The organism is Roseibium sp. M-1 (assembly GCF_054515675.1).
Genome location: NZ_CM137257.1, coordinates 1,112,721 through 1,137,284, shown reverse-complemented (window position 1 = coordinate 1,137,284; position 24,564 = coordinate 1,112,721). Strand labels below are relative to the sequence as shown.

The 24,564-nt window shown below is 58.8% G+C and carries 20 protein-coding genes and 4 tRNA genes; 21 read left to right on the top strand and 3 right to left on the bottom strand.

Annotated features, from left to right (window positions below; translation table 11 throughout):
• Positions 1-37 precede the first annotated feature (37 nt).
• Positions 38-823, top strand: a complete 786-nt coding sequence (locus ACX3M4_RS05195) for a hypothetical protein (protein WP_459357526.1) — start codon at positions 38-40, stop codon at positions 821-823.
• A 79-nt stretch (positions 824-902) separates the two neighbouring features.
• Here the strand turns inward: ACX3M4_RS05195 and glnA are convergent, their stop codons facing one another.
• Together glnA and ACX3M4_RS05185 are read right to left on the bottom strand one after the other, a co-directional pair.
• Positions 903-2,312 (bottom strand): type I glutamate--ammonia ligase, encoded by a 1,410-nt coding sequence (gene glnA, locus ACX3M4_RS05190; RefSeq protein ID WP_459357525.1) that lies wholly within the window; start codon positions 2,310-2,312, stop codon positions 903-905.
• 128 nt (positions 2,313-2,440) lie between these two features.
• The gene (locus ACX3M4_RS05185) at positions 2,441-2,779 is read right to left on the bottom strand and encodes a P-II family nitrogen regulator (protein WP_459357524.1); all 339 of its coding nucleotides are present in this window, start codon (positions 2,777-2,779) and stop codon (positions 2,441-2,443) included.
• A 403-nt stretch (positions 2,780-3,182) separates the two neighbouring features.
• On the opposite strand from ACX3M4_RS05185, the gene ACX3M4_RS05180 reads away from it, so the two are divergent.
• The 10 genes from ACX3M4_RS05180 to ACX3M4_RS05135 all read left to right on the top strand — a co-directional run bounded on the left by ACX3M4_RS05180 (position 3,183) and on the right by ACX3M4_RS05135 (position 15,302).
• Positions 3,183-3,344 (top strand): DUF1328 domain-containing protein, encoded by a 162-nt coding sequence (locus tag ACX3M4_RS05180; RefSeq protein ID WP_459357523.1) that lies wholly within the window; start codon positions 3,183-3,185, stop codon positions 3,342-3,344.
• A 64-nt stretch (positions 3,345-3,408) separates the two neighbouring features.
• Positions 3,409-4,464 (top strand): HWE histidine kinase domain-containing protein, encoded by a 1,056-nt coding sequence (locus ACX3M4_RS05175; RefSeq protein ID WP_459357522.1) that lies wholly within the window; start codon positions 3,409-3,411, stop codon positions 4,462-4,464.
• Between the two features lie 203 nt (positions 4,465-4,667).
• The gene (locus ACX3M4_RS05170) at positions 4,668-6,290 is read left to right on the top strand and encodes a CHASE domain-containing protein (RefSeq protein WP_459357521.1); all 1,623 of its coding nucleotides are present in this window, start codon (positions 4,668-4,670) and stop codon (positions 6,288-6,290) included.
• A 76-nt stretch (positions 6,291-6,366) separates the two neighbouring features.
• Positions 6,367-7,902: an NAD(P)H-hydrate dehydratase gene (locus ACX3M4_RS05165; protein ID WP_459357520.1), complete on the top strand. Its 1,536-nt coding sequence runs from the start codon at positions 6,367-6,369 to the stop codon at positions 7,900-7,902.
• An 89-nt stretch (positions 7,903-7,991) separates the two neighbouring features.
• Positions 7,992-8,076 (top strand) — tRNA-Leu (locus ACX3M4_RS05160).
• Between the two features lie 290 nt (positions 8,077-8,366).
• Positions 8,367-9,716, top strand: coding sequence for a trigger factor (tig, locus tag ACX3M4_RS05155; protein ID WP_459357519.1), 1,350 nt, complete (start codon positions 8,367-8,369; stop codon positions 9,714-9,716).
• A gap of 206 nt (positions 9,717-9,922) precedes the next feature.
• Positions 9,923-10,558, top strand: a complete 636-nt coding sequence (gene clpP / locus ACX3M4_RS05150) for an ATP-dependent Clp endopeptidase proteolytic subunit ClpP (RefSeq protein ID WP_459357518.1) — start codon at positions 9,923-9,925, stop codon at positions 10,556-10,558.
• 238 nt (positions 10,559-10,796) lie between these two features.
• The gene (gene clpX, locus ACX3M4_RS05145; RefSeq protein ID WP_459357517.1) at positions 10,797-12,062 is read left to right on the top strand and encodes an ATP-dependent Clp protease ATP-binding subunit ClpX; all 1,266 of its coding nucleotides are present in this window, start codon (positions 10,797-10,799) and stop codon (positions 12,060-12,062) included.
• A 347-nt stretch (positions 12,063-12,409) separates the two neighbouring features.
• The gene (gene lon / locus ACX3M4_RS05140; RefSeq protein ID WP_459357516.1) at positions 12,410-14,839 is read left to right on the top strand and encodes an endopeptidase La; all 2,430 of its coding nucleotides are present in this window, start codon (positions 12,410-12,412) and stop codon (positions 14,837-14,839) included.
• A gap of 187 nt (positions 14,840-15,026) precedes the next feature.
• Entirely contained in the window at positions 15,027-15,302 is a 276-nt protein-coding gene (locus ACX3M4_RS05135) for an HU family DNA-binding protein (RefSeq protein WP_031268410.1), read from the top strand.
• Positions 15,303-15,408: 106 nt separating this feature from the next.
• Here ACX3M4_RS05135 and ACX3M4_RS05130 read toward each other — a convergent pair whose 3' ends face one another.
• A complete protein-coding gene (locus ACX3M4_RS05130) occupies positions 15,409-16,773 on the bottom strand; it encodes a flavin monoamine oxidase family protein (protein WP_459357515.1) in 1,365 nt (454 codons plus the stop codon).
• Between the two features lie 146 nt (positions 16,774-16,919).
• Between ACX3M4_RS05130 and ACX3M4_RS05125 the strand changes: the two genes are divergently transcribed.
• From ACX3M4_RS05125 to ACX3M4_RS05080, 10 genes are all read left to right on the top strand, one after another.
• Positions 16,920-16,995, top strand: a tRNA-Val gene (locus ACX3M4_RS05125).
• Between the two features lie 267 nt (positions 16,996-17,262).
• Entirely contained in the window at positions 17,263-18,921 is a 1,659-nt protein-coding gene (locus tag ACX3M4_RS05120; protein ID WP_459357514.1) for a Na/Pi cotransporter family protein, read from the top strand.
• Positions 18,922-19,199: 278 nt separating this feature from the next.
• Positions 19,200-19,276 (top strand) — tRNA-Asp (locus ACX3M4_RS05115).
• A gap of 57 nt (positions 19,277-19,333) precedes the next feature.
• Positions 19,334-19,410 (top strand) — tRNA-Asp (locus ACX3M4_RS05110).
• Positions 19,411-19,923: 513 nt separating this feature from the next.
• A complete protein-coding gene (locus ACX3M4_RS05105; protein ID WP_459357513.1) occupies positions 19,924-20,289 on the top strand; it encodes an NADH-quinone oxidoreductase subunit A in 366 nt (121 codons plus the stop codon).
• Positions 20,280-20,858 carry a NuoB/complex I 20 kDa subunit family protein gene (locus tag ACX3M4_RS05100; RefSeq protein WP_459357512.1) on the top strand — a complete coding sequence of 193 codons (579 nt, stop codon included), beginning with the start codon at positions 20,280-20,282 and terminating at the stop codon, positions 20,856-20,858. The genes ACX3M4_RS05105 and ACX3M4_RS05100 overlap by 10 nt, the downstream gene beginning before the upstream one ends.
• An 85-nt stretch (positions 20,859-20,943) precedes the next feature.
• Entirely contained in the window at positions 20,944-21,549 is a 606-nt protein-coding gene (locus ACX3M4_RS05095; protein ID WP_459357511.1) for an NADH-quinone oxidoreductase subunit C, read from the top strand.
• Between the two features lie 14 nt (positions 21,550-21,563).
• Positions 21,564-22,007 (top strand): GFA family protein, encoded by a 444-nt coding sequence (locus ACX3M4_RS05090; RefSeq protein ID WP_459357510.1) that lies wholly within the window; start codon positions 21,564-21,566, stop codon positions 22,005-22,007.
• Positions 22,000-23,184 carry an NADH-quinone oxidoreductase subunit D gene (locus tag ACX3M4_RS05085; RefSeq protein ID WP_459357509.1) on the top strand — a complete coding sequence of 395 codons (1,185 nt, stop codon included), beginning with the start codon at positions 22,000-22,002 and terminating at the stop codon, positions 23,182-23,184. Before ACX3M4_RS05090 ends, ACX3M4_RS05085 begins: the two co-directional genes overlap by 8 nt.
• A gap of 81 nt (positions 23,185-23,265) precedes the next feature.
• Positions 23,266-24,555: an NADH-quinone oxidoreductase subunit E gene (locus ACX3M4_RS05080; protein WP_459357508.1), complete on the top strand. Its 1,290-nt coding sequence runs from the start codon at positions 23,266-23,268 to the stop codon at positions 24,553-24,555.
• The last annotated feature ends 9 nt before the right edge of the window (positions 24,556-24,564 follow it).

The window sequence follows — 24,564 nt, the reverse complement described above, 5'->3', positions numbered from 1 at the left end:
ATAATAGTAATCAGAATCTTTTTAGCGAGGTGTTACTATGTCGACTTTTCGTTTTTTTGTCGGTGGAATATTCGTCGGTATTTTTCTGTGGTTGGTATTTATAGTTTTTATCGTGTTTCTGCAAATAAATGGACTTATTTTAAATGACGTTATCCAGATTGATTTCGGTGAATATGTCGGTTGGGATCCATTGATTGCGTTTGGAACTGTTGTTTCAGCTTTTGCTGCCACGCTTGCGGCGGTTATTGCGTTGATAATTGACAGTAATAGTCGAAACGAGAGAGAAATTCAATCGAAGGCTGCTGCACAAGCAAAAAGAGCCACAGCAGCAATCGCTTTATCTGAAATGTGTCTATATTTCTCTAGATGTGCGCAAGAGTATGAAAAGTTCTTTCGTTATCTAGAAAACGATAGAGGTGATGCTGGGTATGTTCACTTAAATCTGATTTCACTCACCGAAAGTGAATTTTCGAGTGTGGAAATACCTTACAAAGCGATAAGAGTGCTCGAAAAAACTTTAGAGCGATTTCCGGATCATCTGAAGGACGTAGCGGAGTCGATTAGTGTCGTCCAAGTAACAAACGCTAGGATGAATGGTTTGGCGAGAGACGTTAAGATAGTTAATGCTGGGACGGGATTTAATTTATTCACGCAGATCTTAGAGTTGGCAGAGGCCTATAATAAAATTTCAGATCTTTTTGATTGGGCGCGATTTCGATCAAAAGAAAATCAAAATCAAACCGCAGGGGTCAGCTTTCATGGGTTACGGCTGCAAATTGCAAACGAGCAAAAGCTTGTGGAGTGGATAAATAACCTGGATTAAATTTGCTTCAATATACTTTGATAAAATAAAAACCCCGACTTGCGCCGGGGTTTTCCGTTTCGTCTCGATCGGTTGAGGATCAGACAGAGTAGTACATGTCGAATTCGACCGGATGCGGGGTCATTTCGAAACGCTCGACTTCTTCCATCTTCAGTTCGATGTAGGCGTCGATCTGGTCGTCGTCGAACACGCCGCCGGCCTTCAGGAACTCGCGGTCTGCATCGACAGCTTCCAGGGCTTCGCGCAGGGAGCCGCAGACGGTCGGGATCTCTGCAAGTTCTTCCGGCGGAAGGTCGTAGAGGTTCTTGTCCATCGCGTCGCCCGGGTGGATCTTGTTCTTGATCCCGTCGAGGCCGGCCATCAGAAGAGCGGAGAAGCAGAGATACGGGTTCGCGGACGGATCCGGGAAGCGGACTTCAACGCGCTTTGCCTTCGGAGAAGACGTGAACGGAATACGGCAGGAAGCCGAACGGTTGCGCGAGGAATAGGCCAGCAGAACCGGTGCTTCATAGCCCGGGACCAGACGCTTGTAGGAGTTGGTCGACGGGTTGGTGAAAGCGTTCAGCGCCTTGGCATGCTTCAGGATACCGCCGATGAAGTACAGGCAGGTTTCCGACAGGTCGGCATACTGGTTGCCGGCAAAAGTCGGCTCGCCGTTGTTCCAGATCGACAGGTGGCAGTGCATGCCGGTGCCGTTGTCGCCGAAAATCGGCTTCGGCATGAAGGTCGTGGTCTTGCCATAGGCATGGGCGACCTGGTGCACGACGTACTTGTACTTCTGCATGTTGTCTGCGCAACGGGTCAGATGGTCGAACTTCATGCCGAGTTCGTGCTGGGCAGCGGCCACTTCATGGTGGTGCTTCTCGGTCGGAACGCCCATTTCAGCCATGACGGACAGCATTTCGGAACGGATGTCCTGCGCGCTGTCGACCGGCGGAACCGGGAAGTAGCCGCCCTTGGTGCGCGGACGGTGGCCGAGGTTGCCGGTTTCGTATTCGGAGCCCATGTTGGACGGCAGTTCGGAGCTGTCCAGCTGGAAGCCGGTGTTGTACGGGTCGGCGGTGAAGCGGACATCGTCGAACATGAAGAATTCAGCTTCCGGACCGACAAAAACGGTGTCGCCGAAACCGCCGGACTTCACGTAGGCTTCCGCCTTCTTGGCGGTCATGCGCGGGTCGCGGTTGTAGCCTTCGCCGGTGACCGGATCGACGACGTCGCAGATGATTACCATGGTGGACTGAGCGAAGAACGGATCCATGTGAGCGGATTCCGGGTCGAGGATCAGCATCATGTCGGACTCGTTGATAGCTTTCCAGCCGGCGATGGACGAGCCGTCGAAGGCGACGCCTTCAGCAAACATGTCTTCGTCGACAAGTGCAACGTCCATGGTGACGTGCTGCATCTTGCCCTTGGGGTCGGTAAAGCGCAGGTCGACGAATTTCACGTCCTTTTCCTGAATCTCCTTCAGGACTTCAGCGGCAGTGGTCATTATGTCCATCCCTTTGATTTTTCGTGTGAACAGTTGGGTTTGGTTCCGGCCCTGCAGAGTGTCTTCAATATTGGCTCTGGTGCCTTGGACCGGAATTCGGAAAACCGGCGGATGCCGGAATGGGTGGGTCAGATAGCGTCGATCCCGGACTCTCCGGTCCGGATTCGAACTGCTTCCTCGATATTGGAAACAAAGATCTTGCCGTCGCCAATGCGACCAGTTTGCGCAGCGTTGCGGATCGCCTCGACGGCCTTTTCGACCATGTCGTCGCCGAGGACAATCTCCACCTTCACCTTGGGCAGGAAATCGACAACATACTCGGCTCCGCGATACAGTTCCGTGTGGCCTTTCTGACGGCCAAAACCCTTGGCTTCCGTGACGGTGATGCCCTGAAGACCAACCTCCTGAAGAGCTTCTTTGACCTCGTCCAGCTTGAAGGGTTTGATGATCGCCTCGATCTTTTTCATCACCTTGTGTCTCTCTCCACTTTGAAGGCCAATTACCGGCTTGCCCTTGCCACAAGCCCGCGGGTCACGCCGACCCTGCCGGGCCCGGACGGGACCGTTGCCAGCAATAAAGCACGATGTGTGCCAACCGGAGTGCAGGCCATCGAAAATTTTCCGGAGCCGGGAATTCCGCCACTAAAAGCGGCAACTTTAGGCGGTCGGGTTGCGGCGGCTAGTGAGAACAAGCAACCATATGAACAGAAAATATGCAATCAGAACAAAAAATAGGCAGAATGGATGTGTGGAACTGTGCCTGGGGGGGTGGGTAGTTGCCTAATTCTCGATCAGAAAGCTCTTTGTTGGACTGTCTTGGAACAAATTTCCAGCTCAGGCGTTAAGTGAAGGATTTGTTCGGGAGTTCGGTATGCAGTTCTATGCCATGGCTGTCCTGGCCATCGCACTCGTAATGGCCCTTTTCGGTTTCGTCGGCACGGTCGGCGTGAGCGCGTCTATCGCTCAGATTCTCATCGGGCTGTTCCTCGTGGTCTTTGTTCTTTCAGTGATTGCAGGTTTTGAACGAAAATAAGCTGAGAAGAGATTCGCCGGTTCGTATAGTAACGGGATCCGGCAATCGATCGAGCGAGGATGCCTTGCGCAGGCTAACGTGGCACAATTCAAGTCAGTCAGATCAGGAGCTGCGTGAATATCTCATTGTGGCGCTGCTGCGCTCCCGCGCGTGTGTCACCTTGCAGGACGACACGCTCTCCTATCTCTTCATCGCCAATCTGCCCCGCATCTGGTCTGTTCCTCCCGGCGTCCTTCCCAGCGACGAGATCGTGTTTGGAGCCCGGATCGGAGCGAAGCTTGTGGCAGCCAAGAACCAGGTCCTGAAAACAGGCGAGGCTGGTTGGGTGGAGGTCAAGGCAGGCGAGGGCAGCCTCTTCGAAGTCCATATCGAAATCGTGCCTTCCCTCGAGGGCCGGCAACAGGTCCTCACGACAGTTGTCGATGTCACCGAGACAAGGCGACGGGAACGCGTGTTGCGGGATCTGCTGCTCGAGGTCAGCCATAGATCCAAGAACCTGCTGGCCATCATTCAGGGCCTGGCAAGTCAATCGGCCCGGTACGCGGAAACACTGGAGCAGTTCCTTTCCGAGTTCCGGGGTCGGATCTATGCCCTCTCCAGTTCGCAGGATCTCGTCACGGAGGCTGACTGGTTCGGCGTTTCTCTCCGGGAGCTGGCGGACGCCCAGGCCGTGCTTCAGGAAGAGAGCAGGCGGCCCGAGTTCGTCCATTCCGGTATCAATCCGGTTCTGACGCCCAATGCCGCGCTTTATCTCGGTCTCGGCCTGCACGAGCTGATGGCCTGGCTGCCAGGGCGAGCGCGGGATTCCCGCCGGCAAAAGGTTTTGTTGTCCTGTCAGTCGCTTGACGGCGATGCGCCCGGAAGCATCGAGATCGAATGGCATATGGTGGATGACGGGAATGGCGAAGAGCCTTCGGATCGGGACCAGCGGCCGAGCAACTTTTCAAGCCTGCTCCTGGAGCAGGTCATACCCCAGTCGCTGAACGGTTCAGCGACATTCGGCGCGGTTGGCAGGAGCCCGGACTACAGGCTGAAGTTTCCGCAATCGAGCGCCAATATCCGGCAAGGAGCTGCTCAGGAGCAGGAACGGGAAGCGAAAAGCCAGGCATCGCCTGGATGATGCTGCGGTCGGCAGATGATGCAGCGAAGACCGAATTCCGCAAATCGAAGAACTACTTCTGTGAGCAAAAAAACTTTGAAAATTAACAAATGTTATAGCGCCGGACAGAGTTGTCGTGCTTCTTGGGTCCATATTTCTCATTGTAAGAAATCTGGAATAAAACCAACACCGTTTTCCCGGCAGCATTGATTGGCTCAAACAGGATGAAGAAACACATACCGCTTCTCGTGTTTGTGCTGAGCGCCGCGATCGGCCTGACGCTGACCTACATTATCCTGGAGGCAGAACGCCAAGTCGAACTGCAGGCATTTGAATCGCTGGCCGATGACGCGGTCGGCCGGATCCGCGAGCGAACAGAACATAACCTGTCTCTTATCGCGGCCACTCATTCCTTCTTCGAAGCTGACAACGGCAGGGTTTCCCGGCCGGAATTTCAAAGCTTTGCGCTGGGGCTGTTTCTGAAGGGGCACCTGTCCGGGATGCAGGGGGTGGGTTTTGCCGGACTGATCCGGACAGGCCAGGAGGACATGGCGTCCGATGTTCTGAGAAACAACTACGAGATCGAGCGGCAGGTCTGGCCGGAAACCGGGCAGGACTTCAGGACGCCGATCCTGATGCTTGAACCTCTCGATGTGCGCAACAAGGCGGCGCTTGGTTTCGACATGTTCAGCGAAGCAACCCGCCGAGAGGCCATGCTGGCAGCTGCTGAAACGTCTACCGTCAGTGTATCGGCGCCCGTCACCCTCGTGCAGGAGATCACGGAAGACAAGCAGGTTGGCTTCCTGGCCTATTTGCCGCTCATCGCCGATGAAGGGGCCAGCGGGGAGGTCTTGACCGGCGAGCAGCCGATACAGGGGTTCGTCTATGCGCCGTTTCGTGCCGGGGACCTTCACAAGGCGGCGCTGACATCGCCGGCTCCGGTACCGGTTCTGGTGCAGACATCCGACATCACGGACGGAGTGCCCCAGGTTCTCTTCGCGTCCGAGGGCTATGCCGAGAGCCTGGGGGACGCAGAAAATCTAACCTTGAAACAGATAGAGGTCGGCGGGCGTCTCTGGGAAATTGCAGTGATCGAAACGTCTGCGCACAAAGACAGCTTTCTCTATTGGCGCACCTTCATGCTTGGCTCGGTGTCGCTGCTCTTTTCCGCAGCGCTCGCGGTCTCTGTACGCTCGTGGCAGAAGGCCAGCGAGGCAAATTTCCTGCTGAAGGAGATGTCTGAAAAAACCATCCAGGAAAAGGACCTGATGCTTCAGGAAATGAAGCATCGGATCAAGAATTCCATTGCGCGCATTCTGGCGATCGCCCGCCAGACAGCGGGGGCGTCGGAAAGCCTGGAAGAGTTCAACAATTCCTTCGGCTCACGCTTGCAGGCCATGGCCAACGCCCAGGATTTGCTGACGCGCTCACGCTGGGAAAAGGCGGACCTGCGTGCGCTTTTGCTCCAGGAACTGGAACAGGTTTTCGGCGACGGCGCAAAAGGGATCACGATCGACGGTCCCTCTGTCAAGCTGAACGAGACCGGCACCCATGCTCTTGGCCTGGTGTTCCATGAGCTGGCAACCAATGCGATGAAATATTCCGATGTTTTCAGCGACGGCAGCCGCTTCGAAGTTATCTGGAAAATAGTGAAGGGCGGGAAGGGTAGCCGTCGCCTGGAGCTGGACTGGATCGAGGAAACGGGACAGGAAGTGAAAGCACCGGAAAACTTCGGTTTTGGCAGCCGTCTGATGGAAGCTCTTATTGCCGGCGAGATGAGCGGCAAGATCGACAGGCGTTTCACAGCCGGCGGCGTTGCTATTCGCATTTCCGTGCCGATCAAGTAACCGGCGGGCTGGCGGTGGCAGCGGCTGAGGGATAAACCGGTATCGCAACAACCTCGAACGTCTGGAGCGCCGGCCCATGGCCTCGAAATTATCCGGCTGGCAGGCCGCCTTGCTGACACCGGTGGAAATGTCTGAAGCCGACCGGCTTGCCATCGCTGGCGGTGTCCCGGGTATCGAGCTTATGGAGCGGGCGGGGCTGGCCGTGGCACGTGCCGCAATGGCAATGGTGGCGGCAGGAAGCTCCATAGTTGTTCTTTGCGGTCCCGGCAACAACGGTGGCGATGGCTTCATTGCCGCACGGTGCCTTGCGGCGGCCGGATATCGCGTCGCGGTATATCTCCTGAAGTCGCCGGACAGTCTGAAGGGCGATGCGTTCCTGGCCTTCGATCGCATGAAGATCCAGATCAACCTCGCAATTGAGGGCGATAAGGTCGCTAGCGACCTTATCTGCGCGCTTAACGATGCCGGTCTCGTTGTCGACGCGCTGTTCGGGGCCGGGCTCGACCGGCCATTGACCGGAGCTGTGGCCGAGCTCGTTGCAGCGGTAAACCGGTCCGGTAAAAAAGTACTGGCGGTCGATCTTCCCTCCGGCGTGGAAGGGGCGGAGGGTTCGGTGCGCGGGGAAGCGATCAGGGCATGTTCGACCGTGACCTTCTTTCGCGAAAAGCCGGGGCACTTGCTTTTTCCGGGAAGAGGTCATTGCGGGGCAATTCAGACCGCCGATATCGGTATTCATTCCAGCGTCCTCGAGAGGATCGCTCCCGATACATTTGTCAATGAGCCGGCGCTCTGGATGGATTCCTGGCCAAGACCGGACCCGCTCGCGCACAAGTATTCCAGAGGGCACGCGGTCGTTTTTGGCGGACCTGTTTCCGCAACCGGTGCAGGGCGCCTGGCTGCCGGTGCGGCGTTGAGGTCAGGAGCAGGTCTTGCAACACTCGCATCTCCACCGGACGCGTTGATCGTCAACGCCTGCCATCTGACAGCCGTCATGGTGAAAAAGGTCGCGGGCGAAGAGGGCGTCCGGAATCTGCTGAGGGACCAGCGCCTGAATGCGCTGCTGATCGGGCCGGGCTACGGGCTCGGGGAAAGAACCTGCGCTGCGGTCAATGCCATTCTGGACGCAGGCAGGGCCACCGTGCTCGATGCCGACGCCCTGACCAGTTTTTCGACCCATCCGGCCTCACTCCTGGAGCGTATCCGGTCCCATCCCGCGCCAGTCGTGCTGACGCCCCACGAGGGGGAATTCACACGGTTGTTCCCGGACCTTGACGGCAGCAAGCTGGAACGGGCGCGGGCGGCCTCGGCTGGATGCGGGGCGATCGTGATCCTCAAGGGCGCGGACACGGTGATTGCCGCACCCGACGGCCGCGCCGCAATCAACCGCAATGCGCCCCCTTTCCTGGCGACGGCCGGCTCCGGGGATGTCCTGGCGGGAATCGTCCTTGGGCTTCTTGCACAGGGCGTGCCGGGCTTTGAGGCTGCGGCGCAAGCGGTCTGGCTTCACGGTGAAGCCGGCCTTGTCGCCGGTCCCGGACTGATTGCGGAGGACCTTGCCGAAGCGATGAAACCTGCGCTGCGCCATCTTGTGGAGAAATCAGCCACAGGGTGAGGAGCGCTCCAGCTTTTTCCTTTGACGGGAAAACCGGCGATGCTATAGAGGCCCCGCTTCAAGCGCGGGGTGCCATAAGCCTTCGCGATGCGGATGTGGTGAAATTGGTAGACACGCCAGATTTAGGTTCTGGTGCCGCAAGGCGTGGGGGTTCAAGTCCCTCCATCCGCACCATTGCTTTCCAGCCTTCCTTCCTCTGAGCAGCTGGAGCACAAGTTAGCTGAAATGTGGCCAATACGGCCGTTTTGCGCAGCGAATTCATGCTCAAATCCCCTGTCTCCCCTTGACACTTCAAGGCCCACGCAGTATCGCGCTCCCATCGTGCGTCTTGGAGTCTCTCCAGGGCGAAGCATCGCCGTTTGAACGCTCCCGGCAAAAGGGGAGTGCGGGCGATGCGGCACACGGGATTTAAAAACGAAACCTCCGGGGCGGATTGCCGCTCGGGACCGAGGACGACAAAACCCATGCAGGTAACCGAAACCCTCTCCGAGGGCCTCAAGCGTGAGCTGAAAATCGACATTCCGGCTGGTGATCTCGCCGCCAAGCTCGAAGAGTACATGGCCGACCTGAAATCCAAGGCCAACATCAAGGGCTTCCGCCCGGGCAAGGTTCCGCTCGCGCATCTGAAGCGCATGTATGGCCGCCAGGCCATGGCCGAGATCCTGTCGAACACCATCCAGGAAACGACTCAGAAGGCCGTTGAGGAGCGCTCCGAGCGCCCGGCCCTGACCCCGGAAATCGACCTGCCGGAAGACGATGCTGAAAAGATCCTGGCCGGTTCCGCGGATCTTTCCTTCACGATGACCTACGATGTCCTGCCCGAATTCGAGATTGTCGATTTCGCCGGCATCGAAATTGAGCGTCCGGTTGTCGAGATCGCCGAAAGCGAAGTCGACGAGCAGGTTGCCCAGATCGCCAAGAACAACACCCCGTTCGAAGCAAAGAAGGGCAAGGCTGCCGATGGCGACCGCGTGACCATGTCCTATCTCGGCAAGATCGACGGCGAGCCGTTTGAAGGCGGTGCCGACGAGAACGGCATGCTGGTTCTGGGCTCCGGCCAGTTCATCCCGGGCTTCGAAGATCAGCTGATCGGCGTCAAGGCAGGTGATGAGAAGGTCGTCGAAGTCTCCTTCCCGGAAGACTATCCGGCGGCGCATCTGGCCGGCAAGCCGGCAACCTTCGACGTTGTTGTCAAGGAAGTTGCGGCTCCCGGCGAAGCCAAGGTTGACGACGAGTTCGCAAAGAACCTCGGCCTTGAGTCGCTCGACAAGCTGAAGGAAATTGTCCGCGGCCAGATCGAAGGCCAGTTCGGCCAGATGACCCGCCAGCGCGTCAAGCGCCAGCTGCTCGACAAGCTCGACGAGCATTATTCCTTCGATCTGCCGGAAAAGCTGCTCAACTCCGAGTTCGACGTTGTCTGGCGTCAGGTCGAAGACGACATGAAGCGCAACGAGAAGACCTTCGAGGACGAAGACACGACGGAAGAAGAGGCGAAGGCGGAATACCGCAAGATCGCCGAACGCCGTGTCCGTCTCGGCCTGGTTCTCTCCGAGATCGGCGAGAAGAACAACATCCAGGTGACCGACGAGGAACTGCAGCGCGCTCTTTACGACCGCATCCGCCAGTTCCCGGGTCAGGAGCAGCAGGTGTTCGAATTCTACAAGAACAACCAGCAGGCTCTGGCTTCCTTGCGTGCGCCGATCTACGAGGAAAAGGTCGTCGACTTCATGCTCGAGCTTGCCAAGGTAACCGACAAGACGGTTTCCAAGGAAGAGCTGGAGAAGCTGGTGAGTGAGGAAGAAGACGAGGCTTGAGGCCCCGGCTTTCCCTCATAATCCCCAGATGCGGCGCCGGATTTAACCTTGCATTCACGCCGCATCTGTCATGACTTTGCGTTGAGGGCGACATCCCATATATACGGGGTGTCGCTTTTTTCGAGTCAGGCCCTGAATCGATGCGCTTCAGGCCTGTATCCTGCCCGGATGTCCTCCGGGCAACATCTCAAGCATATGGATGAGGTATGAAGGATCCTGTCGATATCTACATGAACACACTCGTGCCGATGGTTGTCGAGCAGACCAACCGGGGCGAGCGGGCCTTCGATATCTATTCGCGCCTTTTGAAGGAGCGCATCATCTTCCTGACCGGTCCGGTCGAGGATCACGTGGCAACCCTTGTCTGCGCGCAGCTTCTGTTCCTTGAAGCGGAAAACCCGAGCAAGGAAATCGCGATCTACATCAATTCGCCCGGCGGTCTCGTCACCTCGGGTCTCGCGATCTACGACACCATGCAGTTCATCCGCCCGGCCGTATCGACGCTCTGCATCGGCCAGGCAGCCTCCATGGGGTCGCTCCTGCTGGCTGCGGGCGAGAAGGGCATGCGCTTCAGCCTGCCGAATGCACGCGTGATGGTGCACCAGCCCTCCGGCGGTTTCCGCGGCCAGGCGGCCGACATCATGCTTCATGCACAGGAAATCCTGGCCATGAAACGCCGGCTGAATGAAATCTACGTGAAGCACACTGGACAGAGCCTCGATCAGGTTGAAGAAGCGCTCGAGCGCGACAACTTCATGACAGCCGAAAGGGCCAAGGAATTCGGGATCATCGACAAGGTGATCACCGACCGGGCCACACTTGGCGATGACGACGGCAAGTGAGCGGGCTAACCCGGCTTTAAGCAAGGATTGAATTTCCACGCTTAAAGCCGGAAAATCCCGGTGAGATGCCGGGTTTTCATCTTCGCCTTAAACCTATATTGATTTTTACTGGCGAAGCATGATGACATCACATCGTGAAGCGGCGCTTCATGCGTCCCTTCGGAACCGGTTCCGCCATAGTTTGGCCGCAACCGGGCAGATAAGGGGAAACACTCCCCACTAACGCGAGGTTGACTACATGACCAAGGCCAGCGGCAGCGATTCCAAGAATACGCTCTACTGTTCCTTCTGCGGCAAGAGCCAGCATGAGGTGCGCAAGCTGATCGCCGGCCCGACTGTTTTCATTTGCGATGAATGTGTCGAGCTGTGCATGGATATCATTCGCGAGGAGAACAAGTCCTCGCTGGTGAAGTCACGGGACGGGATCCCGACCCCTCAGGAGATTCGCGACGTTCTGGATGACTACGTCATCGGGCAGGGCAGTGCGAAGAAGGTGCTGTCGGTTGCCGTTCACAACCACTACAAGCGCCTGAACCACGCCTCCAAGAACAACGACGTGGAACTGGCAAAGTCCAACATTCTGCTGGTCGGTCCGACCGGCTGCGGCAAGACCCTGCTGGCGCAGACCCTTGCCCGTATTCTGGACGTGCCCTTCACCATGGCGGATGCGACCACGCTGACCGAAGCCGGTTACGTGGGTGAGGACGTCGAGAACATCATTTTGAAGCTGCTGCAATCGGCCGACTACAATGTCGAGCGCGCACAGCGCGGCATCGTCTACATCGATGAAGTCGACAAGATCAGCCGCAAGGCCGACAACCCGTCGATCACGCGTGACGTGTCGGGCGAAGGCGTGCAGCAGGCACTTCTGAAGATCATGGAAGGCACGGTGGCTTCCGTTCCGCCGCAGGGCGGCCGCAAGCATCCGCAGCAGGAATTCCTGCAGGTGGACACGACCAACATCCTGTTCATTTGCGGCGGCGCCTTTGCCGGCCTCGACAAGATCATCTCCGACCGCGGCACGCAGACATCGATCGGTTTCAAGGCGCAGGTCCATGCTCCCGAAGACCGCCGCATCGGCGAACTCTTTGCGGTGCTGGAGCCGGAAGATCTGCTGAAATTCGGTCTTATCCCCGAATTCGTCGGCCGTCTGCCGGTGATTGCGACCCTGGAAGACCTCGACGAGGAGGCCCTGGTGACCATCCTGACCGAACCGAAGAACGCCCTGGTCAAGCAGTACCAGCGCCTCTTCGAAATGGAACAGGTGGAGCTCTCCTTCCACGAGGAAGCGCTGAAGGCGATTGCCCGCCGGGCCATCGACCGCAAGACCGGCGCACGCGGCCTGCGGTCCATCCTGGAAGCGATCCTGCTCGACACCATGTACGAGCTGCCGGGTCTGAAGGGCGTGAAGGAAGTCGTGATCTCGCCGGAAGTCGTCAAAGGCGAGGCGCGTCCGCTCTATATCTACGAGGACCGGGAAGAAACATCCGCGACGAGTGCCTGACAGGGCGCCTGACGCGTTTGGCTCCGGTGTCGACAAAAACGTGAATAAGTGCCGCTCCCTCGGGGCGGCACTTTGCTTTTTAAGGGTTTGGTACCGCTGTCATTCGGTTTTCCACCGGCAGGCTGAGTCGTCAACAGACAAGACCTATTGGCCGCAACTGATTGCCTTGACACCGGCAGGTCAGGTGTCCACCTATTAGAGCTAAGGACGGCTTGCGCGGATCGTCAGCGCGCCCATCAGGGGTGCTGCGGTCAGGCCACCAGGACTTCTCCGGTCCGGAGCCGTTTTCCAGTGTTTCGGCTGCCTTTTACCGAGTGGGGCCGCAGCACGCTGAGAAAGGATAAAAAATGAGCGACGCAGAAATTCGCGCCACTGACCAGGACAGCACGTCTGTCTACCCCGTCTTGCCCCTGCGCGACATCGTTGTCTTCCCGCATATGATCGTGCCGCTCTTTGTCGGCCGCGAGAAGTCGATCAAGGCGCTCGAAGAGGTGATGACCACCGACAAGCACATTCTTCTGGCCACCCAGATGAATGCGGCCGATGACGATCCCAAGCCCGACCAGATCTACAATGTCGGCACGCTGGCGACTGTGCTGCAGCTCCTGAAGCTGCCGGACAACACCGTCAAGGTGCTGGTGGAAGGCGGCGCGCGTGCGCAGATCGGCGAATATTCCGGCCGCACCGACTATTTCGAGGCCTCCGCGACGGTTCTGCCCGAGCGGGACGGCGAGAACATTGAAGTCGAGGCCCTGGCGCGCTCTGTCGTGTCCGAGTTCGAGAACTATGTGAAACTGAACAAGAAGGTTTCCCCGGAGGTTCTCGGTGCGGTCAACCAGATAGACGACTATTCCAAGCTCGCCGACACCATCGCGTCGCATCTGGCGATCAAGATCCCGGAAAAGCAGGAAATCCTCGGCGTCGTCTCCGTGGCTGAGCGGCTTGAACGCGTCCTCGGCATGATGGAGAGCGAAATCTCCGTGCTGCAGGTGGAAAAGCGTATCCGTTCGCGCGTCAAGCGCCAGATGGAGAAGACCCAGCGCGAGTACTACCTGAATGAGCAGATGAAGGCCATTCAGAAGGAACTCGGCGACAGCGAGGACGGCCGCGACGAGATCGCCGAACTCGAAGACAAGATCAAGAAGACCAAGCTGACCAAGGAAGCGCGCGAACGCGCCGCGGCCGAGATCAAGAAGCTGAAGCAGATGAGCCCGATGTCCGCGGAAGCGACCGTCGTGCGCAACTACCTCGACTGGCTGATCGGCATTCCCTGGAACAAGAAGTCCAAGGTCAAGCAGGACCTGTCGTTCGCCGAAAAGGTGCTCGACACCGATCACTACGGCCTCGACAAGGTCAAGGAACGTATCGTGGAGTATCTGGCGGTCCAGAGCCGGGCCAACAAGCTGCGCGGTCCGATCCTCTGCCTGGTCGGTCCTCCCGGCGTCGGCAAGACCTCGCTCGGCAAGTCCATCGCCAAGGCGACGGGCCGTGAGTTCGTGCGCATGTCGCTCGGCGGCGTGCGCGACGAGGCCGAGATCCGCGGTCACCGCCGCACCTATATCGGCTCGATGCCCGGCAAGGTCATCCAGTCGATGAAGAAGGCAAAGAAATCCAACCCGCTCTTCCTGCTTGACGAGATCGACAAGATGGGCATGGATTTCCGCGGCGACCCGTCTTCCGCTCTGCTTGAGGTGCTCGATCCGGAACAGAACTCGTCCTTCATGGATCACTATCTGGAGGTCGAATACGACCTGTCGGATGTGATGTTCGTGACGACGGCGAACACGCTGAACATTCCGGGTCCGCTGATGGACCGCATGGAGATCATCCGCATCGCCGGCTACACGGAAGAGGAAAAGGTGGAAATCTGCCGCCGTCACCTCATTCCGAAGGCCGAAAAGGACCACGGTTTGCGCGAAGGCGAGTTCTCCATCGACGACGATGCGCTGCATTTCATTGTCCGCCGCTACACCCGTGAAGCCGGCGTGCGTAACCTTGAGCGCGAAATGGCGACCCTGGCCCGTAAGGCGGTCAAGGACATCCTGATGAGCGACAAGGAAAGCATCCGCGTGACGCAGGAAGTGGTCGAGAAGTATCTCGGCGTTCCGCGCTACCGCTATGGCGAAGCCGAACTGGAAGACCAGGTGGGTGTCGTCACGGGTCTTGCCTGGACGGAAGTGGGCGGCGAGTTGCTCACGATCGAAGGCGTGATGATGCCGGGCAAGGGCAAGATGACCGTGACCGGCAACCTGAAGGACGTGATGAAGGAATCGATTTCTGCGGCGGCTTCCTATGTCCGCTCGCGCGCGATCGACTACGGCATCGAGCCGCCGACCTTCGACAAGAAGGACATTCACGTCCACGTGCCGGAAGGCGCGACGCCCAAGGACGGTCCGTCCGCTGGTATCGCCATGGCAACGGCCGTGATCTCGACCATGACCGGCATCCCGGTTCGCCGCGATGTTGCCATGACCGGCGAGATCACCCTGCGCGGGCGCATCCTGCCGATCGGTGGCCTGAAGGAGAAACTCCTGGCGGCCCTGCGCGGCGGCATCAAGCTGGTGATGATCCCGGAAGACAACGCCAAGGACCTGGCGGAAATTCCGGACTCGGTCAAGAACTCGCTTGAAATCATCCCGGTTTCGGGCATGGAGGAGGTGCTTAAAAACGCGCTTACCCGCCTGCCGGAACCCATCGAATGGGATGAGACGGCGCACGAGGCTGCAACCAAGGCGAGTGACAAGGACGACGACACCGCAGGTGTTCTGGCCCACTGATCGCGACATTGCACCGCACAAATCGGAAAGCCCCGGGAAAACCGGGGCTTTTCTTTTGAATAATCGGTCAAAATGGCTGTTTTCTGCGAAAAAACCACTTGCGTTTCATGTCAATTCAACCGAATTTCGCGCAACGGCGCTGACAGGAATCGTCGGCACTCTGCCGTTTCTTAGAAAGGTATCTGCTATGAATAAGAACGATCTGATCGCAGCTGTTGCAGAAAAGACCGGCCTCACCAAGGCGCAGGCAGGCGAAGCAGTTGACGCAACTTTCGAAGCTGTCACTTCCACGCTGAAGAGCGGCGACGAAGTCCGCATTATCGGTTTTGGTAACTTCACGGTTTCCGAACGTGCAGCCACCGAAGGCCGTAACCCGCGGACTGGCGAAACGATCCAGATCCCGGCTTCTAAGACGCCGAAGTTCAAGGCCGGCAAAGGCCTGAAGGACGCTGTGAACGCATAATCGTTCAACGCGATTTCTTCCTGAAAACCCCGTATCCGGATTACCGGCTGCGGGGTTTTCTTTTGAGGCGATCAAAGCTGCGGGCAGCTTCGATAAATCGTTGGTGCTACCCGGCGGCCGCCATGACTTGCCGGGCCGCGCGTTCGCCGGAAAGATAAGCCCCATGCACGGTCGCCGGATATTCGCTGCTGGTGGCTTCTCCCGCAAAGAAGACGCGCGATTTGAGACTGTCGGCGAGTGCCACCCGCTCCGACGGATCGGTCCCGACGGGGAGGAAGGAATAGGAGCCGCCCGCATAGGGATCACTGCGCCAGGCTGTACTGATGGCCGATACGGGTGGGGGGATATCCCTGCCGAACATGGTCTGGAGCGCTGCAAATGCAGCATCCTGCCGTTCCTGGTCACTGAATTTCTCAAGATCCAGAGCGAAACTCCCGGCATTGAGCGAACACAGGACACGGGCCTTGCTGACCGGTGCCAGGTTGAACCAGTCTGCGAACTGCTTCGGCTTTTCCGAAATGCGTCCGAAATTGAGGACGTTCTCGTCCCAGAACACCTTCGGAAAGCCAAGATAGACCTTGTTGAGAACGCCCATGGCAAGGCGCTCTATCGCACGGCTTTTGGCGGCGGGTAAACCCGGGTTGAAATCTATCGTGCCGGCTTTCAGGACGCCGAGCGGGACGCAGCAAATGGCATAGTCGGCCTCGATGACGTCCTTGCCCGCGCGAATCTCCACGCCGGCCTGTGAATAGGAGATTTCGTCGACAGGCGTGCCGAGACGGATGGTCAAGCCGTCGGCGAGGCCGAGAGCGATCGGTTCATAACCATTCGGCAGCACCGCGTCCGGGCCGGAATAGCCGGATCCCTCGGCCACACCGGCAAGCGACAATTCCTGCGCATCAGCGGCGAATTCCAGTTCAAACATGACGGCTGCGAGAAATCCGAGTTCTGCGTCACTCAGGTTCCGGAACTCATTTTTTGTTTTCACGCGAGCGATGGCATCCGCAACGGACAGGCTGGTGAGGGCGTCGTCGTGTTCATCGGCATAATCCTCCAGTGCTTTGGTGAAGGCGTCGAACTGGTCGGACGCACGTGCATCGTGTCCGGTGAGGTCGATCACTTCTCCGTTGTCGTAGTCCCAGTCGTAGAGCGGCTGGGAAAACCGGCGGGCAAGCTCCGTGACCGGATTGCCCTTCGTGCCGTGTATCCAGCTCGCCCCCAAGTCGAGCGGGACACCGAGCGACCGGTCGGTCCAGATACGACCGCCGATTCTCTGGCGGGCTTCCAGAAGCGTGACATCGTATCCTTCACCTGCCAGGGTTTGTGCCGCCGAAAGGCCCGACATGCCGGCTCCGATGACGATGACCTTGTGGCCCGTGGTTGCCCGGACCGGATGCACACGGGGGAACAGGGCGGAAGAACCCAGTCCGAAAAGGATCGATTTCAGGAAAAGTCGGCGGGACGGCAACATGGCGATCAAATCCGATTGCTTCGCAAACACGCAGTCTGCCAGCACTTGGCGCAGTCATCCACAGGGATCATGCAGGGAGCGGGAAACTTGGAAAAGGCTCTTGCCAAGCGACGGGCGACACAATAAAAGGCGTCTCACCTCGTTGAGGGCGATTAGCTCAGTTGGTAGAGCGCTTCGTTTACACCGAAGATGTCGGGAGTTCGAGTCTCTCATCGCCCACCATTTCCCTTTGATTTAGCTGTGTTTTCAGGGCCGTCTCCACCGCAGGCGTTGCCCCGTTCGCGTGTCTTGCCGGTTCACGCCGATGCATCAGGCCGTAGCGTGCCTGCACCGTGCACTTTTGCTTTTCCGCCGTCATCGCCGAAAGTCGCCTCTGAGGGAGGCGCTCGCTTTCGCTTTGCCTTCGATTGGCTTGTTTTCTTTTTCCTTCTCCTTCGATAAACTTCTCTGGCTAAATAAAAACACGTTTGAGGATAAAAACTTAGCACCATGGGAATCCTTGTACTCATCAAGATGTTCGGGGCGGTGATGCTGCTCCTCTATGCGGTCCGTATGGTGCGGACCGGGTTCGAGCGGGCTGCCGGACCGTCCCTGCGGCGCGCCATCGGCAAGGCGTCGGCAGGACCGGTGTCCGGCGCGGTTTCGGGGATGGCGGTCGCGGTTCTTCTGCAAAGCGCGACGGCTGTGGCCATTCTTGCGGCCGGTTTCGCCACATCGGGTTTCATAACCACGGCAGCCGGCCTTGCCGTGCTGCTTGGCGCTGATCTCGGTTCGGCCCTCGTGGTGCAGTTCCTGGTGTTTGATCTGAGCTGGCTGGTGCCGCTGCTGCTTGCCGTCGGAGCCTGGCTGTTTCTGAAGCTGGATTCGCGCGCTGCCAAGCAGATCGGTCGGATCCTTCTCGGCATTGCCTTCATCCTGATTGCGCTGCAGATGATCGGCGAAGCGACGACGCCGCTGAAAGAGGCACGCTTCATGCCGCAGATTGCCGGTTATCTCGGGCAGGATGCGCCGATGGCGGCGGCTGTCGGTGCGCTGTTGGCCTTTCTGGTACATTCCAGCGTTGCCGCGGTTTTGATGATTGCCGCCTTCGTCCAGAAGGCGGGACTTTCCATGGAGGCCGCCATTCCGCTGGTGCTGGGCGCGAATGTCGGAGCGGGCTTTGTCGCGCTGTGGCTGACGCGCGGCATGGACCGCAAGGCAAAGCTCCTGCCGCTCGGAAACTTCATTTTCCGCACCACTGGCGCGCTTCTGGCTCTGGCGGTCTTGTCGTCGGTAGATCTGCCGCTCGAAGCGATCAGCAGCGATCCGGGTCAGCAGATCGTGGCCGTTCATGTCGCCTTCAATTTCGCTCTTGTCCTCACCTGCCTGCCACTCACACGGCCGGTCGGCTGGCTTGTGGAGCGGCTGGTGCCGGACAAGGCCGAGGAGGAGGAAAGAGAGCGGCTGTTGCCGCAAAGCGCGCTCGACCGGGAGATGGTCACCAATCCGAGGCTTGCGCTTGCCTGCGCGACGCGTGAACTCCTGCGCATGGGGGAACTGGTCGAGGTTATGGCGCGACCGGTGATCCTGATGCTGGAAAAGGGGAGCGAGCAGGAAATCCGTCGGTTGCAGCAGCTCGACCGGCAGGTGAATGCCATCCATTCGTCCATCAAGCTCTATATCGCCGAAGTCAACCGGGGCGAGCTTTCGGCCGAACAGGCGGAGCGCAGCATGGAACTGGTCGGATTTGCGGTCAATCTGGAGCGGGCGGGGGACCTGGTTGCCAAGAACCTCCTTGATCTGGCGCTGGAACTGCAGGCCAACAAGATCAGTTTCTCACCGGAAGGCCTGATGGAGCTGACACGCATGCACGACCGGGTCCTGGCCAACATGGAGCTGGCGCTCAATGTGCTTGTCTCGGCGGATGTTGCCTCTGCGCGTGAGCTGATCGCCGAAAAGGACAAGATGCGCAGTCTTGAGAGGGAAAGCCACAACCGGCATCTGGACCGGCTGAAGGCCAAGACCGTGGAAAGTATGGAATCGAGCAATGCGCATCTTGAAGTCATGCGCAGCCTCAAGGACATCAATTCGCTGTTTGCATCCGCCGCCGTTCCGATCCTCGCCAAGGAAGGACAGCTGCGCGATACGAGACTGGTGCCGGCGGAATAGACTGGCACCCGTTTTCTGTCTCGCAATAGCGTCAACAGGCTTGCCGGCAAAAGAATCCTGCCGGAACACCTGCCTGAAAGGTGCAAATTGCCGCGAACAATTCCGTTACGAAACAGAGAGTTATCCACATTGATCGGCATGTATGGGATGGGGGAAAACCGGGATCGGGCACGGCAATGTCAAAAAACGGCAACTCGGACCGATTAGGGTGCTTGACTTCCAAATCCAGCCGCCGTACATCAGCGCCACTTCAGGGTGACAGCGCGTTGCCCACCGAAGCGGGTGTAGCTCAGTTGGTTAGAGTGCCGGCCTGTCACGCCGGAGGTCGCGGGTTCGAGCCCCGTCACTCGCGCCACTTCCCCAAAATCTGCGGCATGCAGTTTGAGGAAATGGCGCAATATACCGTGAATGTGCGGGTGTAGCTCAGTTGGTTAGAGTGCCGGCCTGTCACGCCGGAGGTCGCGGGTTCGAGCCCCGTCACTCGCGCCACTCACGGTTTCCTTTTCGCCTCAGGCGCTTCTCGAGATATCCTAAAGTAAAGCATTAGCGCTTGAGCCGCCAATGCGGCTTCATTGCCGAGTGCGCCGTATCCGGATTTTCGTAGAACTTAAGTTCAAGCGGACCTCGGGCAAGACGGCTGCAGCGCATTCATTTCCTTGATGTTTTGATCCCTGGTGCTGATCATCGATTCTGGCTGTGGAGTGGATTTCCCGCCCGGGTGCGGCATATTTCCCTTCAGGTTGTTGAAAGATTTTGCTTAGCTGCAAACTGGCTGAAACAAAGGAGTTGGCAGGGGTCGGTCCGAACTTGGTCCAAGTGTGGCAAGAGTTTGGCTGCGAGGGGGTCTTGCGTTGCACCAATGCGTAAGATAAGCGTGCCCTCGCATGTTGGTTTCATACAGCTGACGGGCTGAGCGCGACCTGCCGGTTTAACAGGGCAGGGGCATCGCCCCGGCGCCGGGTCGCCTCCCGATCCGCCCCCATATGCAAGGACGCGAAAGAAATGGAAGATCTCTTGCGGGAATATATCCCGATCGTCGTGTTCATTGGCATTGCGCTGGTGATCGGCCTTGCGCTGCTGATCTCGCCGTTCCTCCTGGCCTACAAGAATCCTGACCCGGAAAAGCTGTCGGCTTATGAGTGCGGCTTCAACGCCTTTGACGATGCGCGCATGAAGTTCGACGTGCGCTTTTACCTGGTCTCGATCCTGTTCATCATCTTCGACCTTGAGGTGGCCTTCCTGTTCCCCTGGGCAACGGTGTTCGGTGATCTGGGCTGGTACGGGTTCTGGTCCATGATGGTCTTTCTCGGCGTCCTGACCGTCGGCTTTATCTACGAATGGAAAAAGGGAGCGCTGGAATGGGATTGACCACGACCGGGCCGCTCGTCGCGCAGCAGCCCAAGGGCATCATCGACCCCAATACCGGCAAGCCGGTTGGTGCGGACGACGCGTTTTTCCTGGAAGTCAACAACGAGCTGGCCGACAAGGGCTTTCTCGTCACTTCCACCGACAATCTGATCCAGTGGGCCCGGACCGGCTCGCTGATGTGGATGACCTTCGGCCTGGCCTGCTGCGCCGTGGAAATGATGCAGATGTCCATGCCGCGCTACGACGCCGAACGTTTCGGCTTCGCCCCGCGCGCATCCCCGCGCCAGTCCGACGTCATGATTGTTGCCGGCACGCTCACCAACAAGATGGCGCCGGCATTGCGCAAGGTCTACGACCAGATGCCCGAGCCGCGCTACGTCATCTCAATGGGCTCCTGCGCGAATGGCGGCGGCTACTATCACTATTCCTATTCGGTGGTGCGCGGCTGCGACCGCGTCGTGCCGGTCGACATTTACGTGCCGGGCTGTCCTCCGACGGCGGAGGCGCTTCTTTACGGCGTCCTGATGCTGCAGAAGAAAATCCGCCGCACGGGCACGATCGAAAGATAAGGATCTGCCGCGGGAGAGGCGGCGGATTTTTTAAGAGATTTGGGTGCCCGGCAAGCGGGATGCCCCAGGAGTGAGGTCGAACACGATGGACGAGACGTTGAAGGAACTCGCTGAGCATATCCAGCTCGGCCTGGGCGAGTCTCTTGTGTCCTGGAAGGTCGAATTCGGCGAATTGACGCTGACCGTCAACGCAACTGGAATTCTCGATGCGATCCGCTTTCTGCGCGACAACAGTTCCTGCAAGTTTGCCAACCTGACGGACCTGTGCGGCGTCGACTTTCCGGCGCGTGAAAGGCGCTTCGATGTCGTTTATCACCTGTTGTCGCCGGTTCAGAACCAGCGCATCCGCGTGAAGGTCGCAACCGACGAGGAAACTCCGGTCCCCTCGCTGACGCCGATCTTTCCAGCTGCCGAATGGTTCGAGCGCGAAGCCTACGACATGTACGGCATCCTGTTCTCCGGCCATCCTGACCTTCGCCGCATCCTCACTGACTACGGTTTCGACGGGCATCCGCTGCGCAAGGACTTTCCGGTCACGGGTTTTGTCGAAGTGCGCTACGACGACGAGAAGAAGCGCGTCGTTTATGAGCCGGTCCGGTTGAACCAAGAAATGCGGAACTTCGACTTCCTCTCGCCCTGGGAAGGCACGGATTACGTGCTGCCGGGCGATGAGAAAGCAACGACCAACTAAGGGCGGGGCGAGGGATGAGCGAACGGCTTTCAGGCGGTTGTCTTTGCGGAACGGTGCGGTTTGCCGCAACGCCCGTCGACAACGAGATGGGCGTCTGCCACTGCTCCATGTGCCGCCGCTGGACCGGTGGTACTTACATGGCCGTCAGCTGCGGAGCGATGAACAGCATCGACATGGACGGGCAGGAGGCTCTCGGCGTCTACAAGTCGTCCGACTACGGCGAGCGCGTGTTCTGCACCAAATGCGGTTCGTCCCTTCTGTGGCGGATGGCGGACGGGTCCCATGTCAGCGTTGCCGCGCAAGCTTTCGACGATCCCTCGGTCTTCAAATTCACGTCTGAAATCTTCGTTGACGAACAACCGGACAATTACGCCTTCGCGAATGAAACCCGCAGAATGACCGGTCCGGAAGTCATCGCCTATTTCACGCAAAAAATGCAGGAACCTCAAAATGGCTGAGGCTCAGGTCCGTAACTTCAACATCAACTTCGGCCCGCAGCACCCGGCGGCCCACGGCGTGCTGCGCCTTGTGCTGGAGCTGGACGGCGAAGTGGTCACGCGTGTCGATCCGCATATCGGTCTCCTGCACCGGGGCACCGAAAAGCTGATCGAGCAGAAGACCTACCTGCAGGCCGTTCCCTACTTCGATCGCCTCGACTATGTGGCGCCGATGAACCAGGAACATGCCTTCGCGCTGGCTGTCGAAAAGATGCTCGGCGTGACTGTGCCGAAGCGCGGCCAGCTGATCCGCGTGCTCTATTCGGAAATTGGTCGCCTGCTGTCGCATCTCCTCAACGTGACCACCCAGGCCATGGACGTCGGTGCACTGACGCCGCCGCTCTGGGGCTTCGAGCCGCGCGAAGAGCTGATGGTGTTTTATGAGCGGGCTTGCGGCGCTCGCATGCACGCAGCCTATGTGCGCCCGGGCGGGGTGCACCAGGACCTGTCTCGCGATCTTCTCGACGATATCTGGGACTTCTGCGATCCGTTCCTGCAGACGCTGGACGACATCGAAGGTCTTCTCACAGAAAACCGCATCTTCAAGCAGCGCAACGTCGATATCGGCGTCGTCGATCTCGACGAAGCCTGGGCCTGGGGTTTCTCCGGCGTGATGGTGCGCGGATCCGGTGCGCCGTGGGACCTGCGCAAGTCGCAGCCTTACGAGTGCTATTCCGAACTCGACTTCGATATTCCGATCGGCAAGAACGGCGACTGCTACGACCGCTATCTGATCCGCATGGAAGAAATGCGCCAGTCGGTCCGCATCATGAAGCAGTGCCTGGAGAAGCTCACGGTCGAGACCGGTCCGGTTTCTGCCATCGACGGCAAGATCGTGCCGCCGAAGCGCGGCGAGATGAAGCGCTCGATGGAAGCGCTGATCCACCACTTCAAACTCTACACCGAAGGCTATCACGTGCCGGCCGGCGAAGTTTACGCCGCCGTCGAGGCACCGAAGGGCGAATTCGGCGTCTATCTCGTCGCGGACGGCACCAACAAGCCGTATCGCTGCAAGATCAAGGCACCGGGCTTCGCTCACCTTCAGGCCATGGACTTCCTGTGCCGCGGGCACATGCTTGCCGACGTCTCGGCAGTGCTCGGGTCCCTGGATATCGTGTTCGGTGAGGTCGACCGCTGATGCGGGCGGCCCGCCACCAATTTTTGATCCCGGCAGCCGCCCGTCCGGCTCCGGTCCGTATGAGAGAACGGGGATAACACCATGGCAGTTCGCCGACTTGCCGCGGAACAACCAGAAAGCTTCGCGTTCAGCGAGAAAAATCTCGACTGGGCGAAGAAGCTGATCGACCGCTATCCGGCAGGCCGCCAGGCCTCCGCGGTCATTCCGCTTTTGTGGCGTGCGCAGGAACAGAACGATGGCTGGGTGAGTGAGCCGGCAATCCGCTATATCGCGGAGCTGCTCGACATGCCCAATATCCGCGTTCTGGAAGTGGCGACCTTCTATACGATGTTCCAGCTGCAGCCGGTCGGAAGCAAGGCCCATATCCAGGTCTGTGGTACGACACCGTGCCAGCTGCGCGGGTCGGAAGAACTGATCAAGATCTGCAAGAGCCGCATTGCCAAGCACATGCACGAGATTTCCGAGGACGGCATGTTCTCCTGGGAAGAAGTCGAGTGTCTGGGCGCCTGCGTCAACGCGCCGATGGTGCAGATCTTCAAGGACACCTACGAGGACCTGACCCCGGACAGCTTCAACCAGCTGATCGACGACATTGCCGCCGGCAAGGAAGTCACCCCGGGTCCGCAAAACGGCCGCCGCTTCGCGATGGCCGAAGGCGGCCAGACGTCTCTTACCGAGATCGACGACAACACAAAGGGCGAGCTGCCGGTTCCCCACATTGTCGATGGCTCCGAGAAGGCATCGCACGCCTTTGCCGGTGCGCCGATCAATGCTCATGGCAACGACTATGACGGCGTACCGACGCCCGCAGAAGACGCGGTTGCCAAGGTGAAGGCGGAATTTGCAGCCCGGTCCGCCAAGAAGGACGAAGCGCCTGCTGCTGCAGCGCCTGCTCCGGCACCGAAAAAGGCCGCTCCCAAGAAGGCCAAGGCCGAAAAGGCCGAAGGTGACAAGAAGGCATCCACGCCTGAAGCGCGCAGCCAGAACAAGGGCAAGCCGGACAGCGACGACCGCACCGAAGTCGAGGTTGCCCGCGCCGCCGACACCAGCGGTACAACCGAGACTGCCGAGAAGGAACCCGAACTCCTGAAGGCTGCTCGCGGTGGCAAGGCGGACGATCTCAAGAAGCTGAAGGGCGTCGGGCCCAAGCTTGAAGCAACGCTCAACGAACTCGGCTTTTTCCACTTCGACCAGGTGGCAAGCTGGGGGCCGGCGGAAGTTGCCTGGGTCGACAGCCGGTTGAAGTTCAAGGGACGCATCGAGCGGGACGGCTGGATCGACCAGGCCAAGATCCTGGCCTCGGGCGGCGAGACAGATTTTTCCAAGCGCGTGGAAGCCGGTGAAGTGGCCTCCTCCAAGAGCGAAGACTAGGGGGAAGAG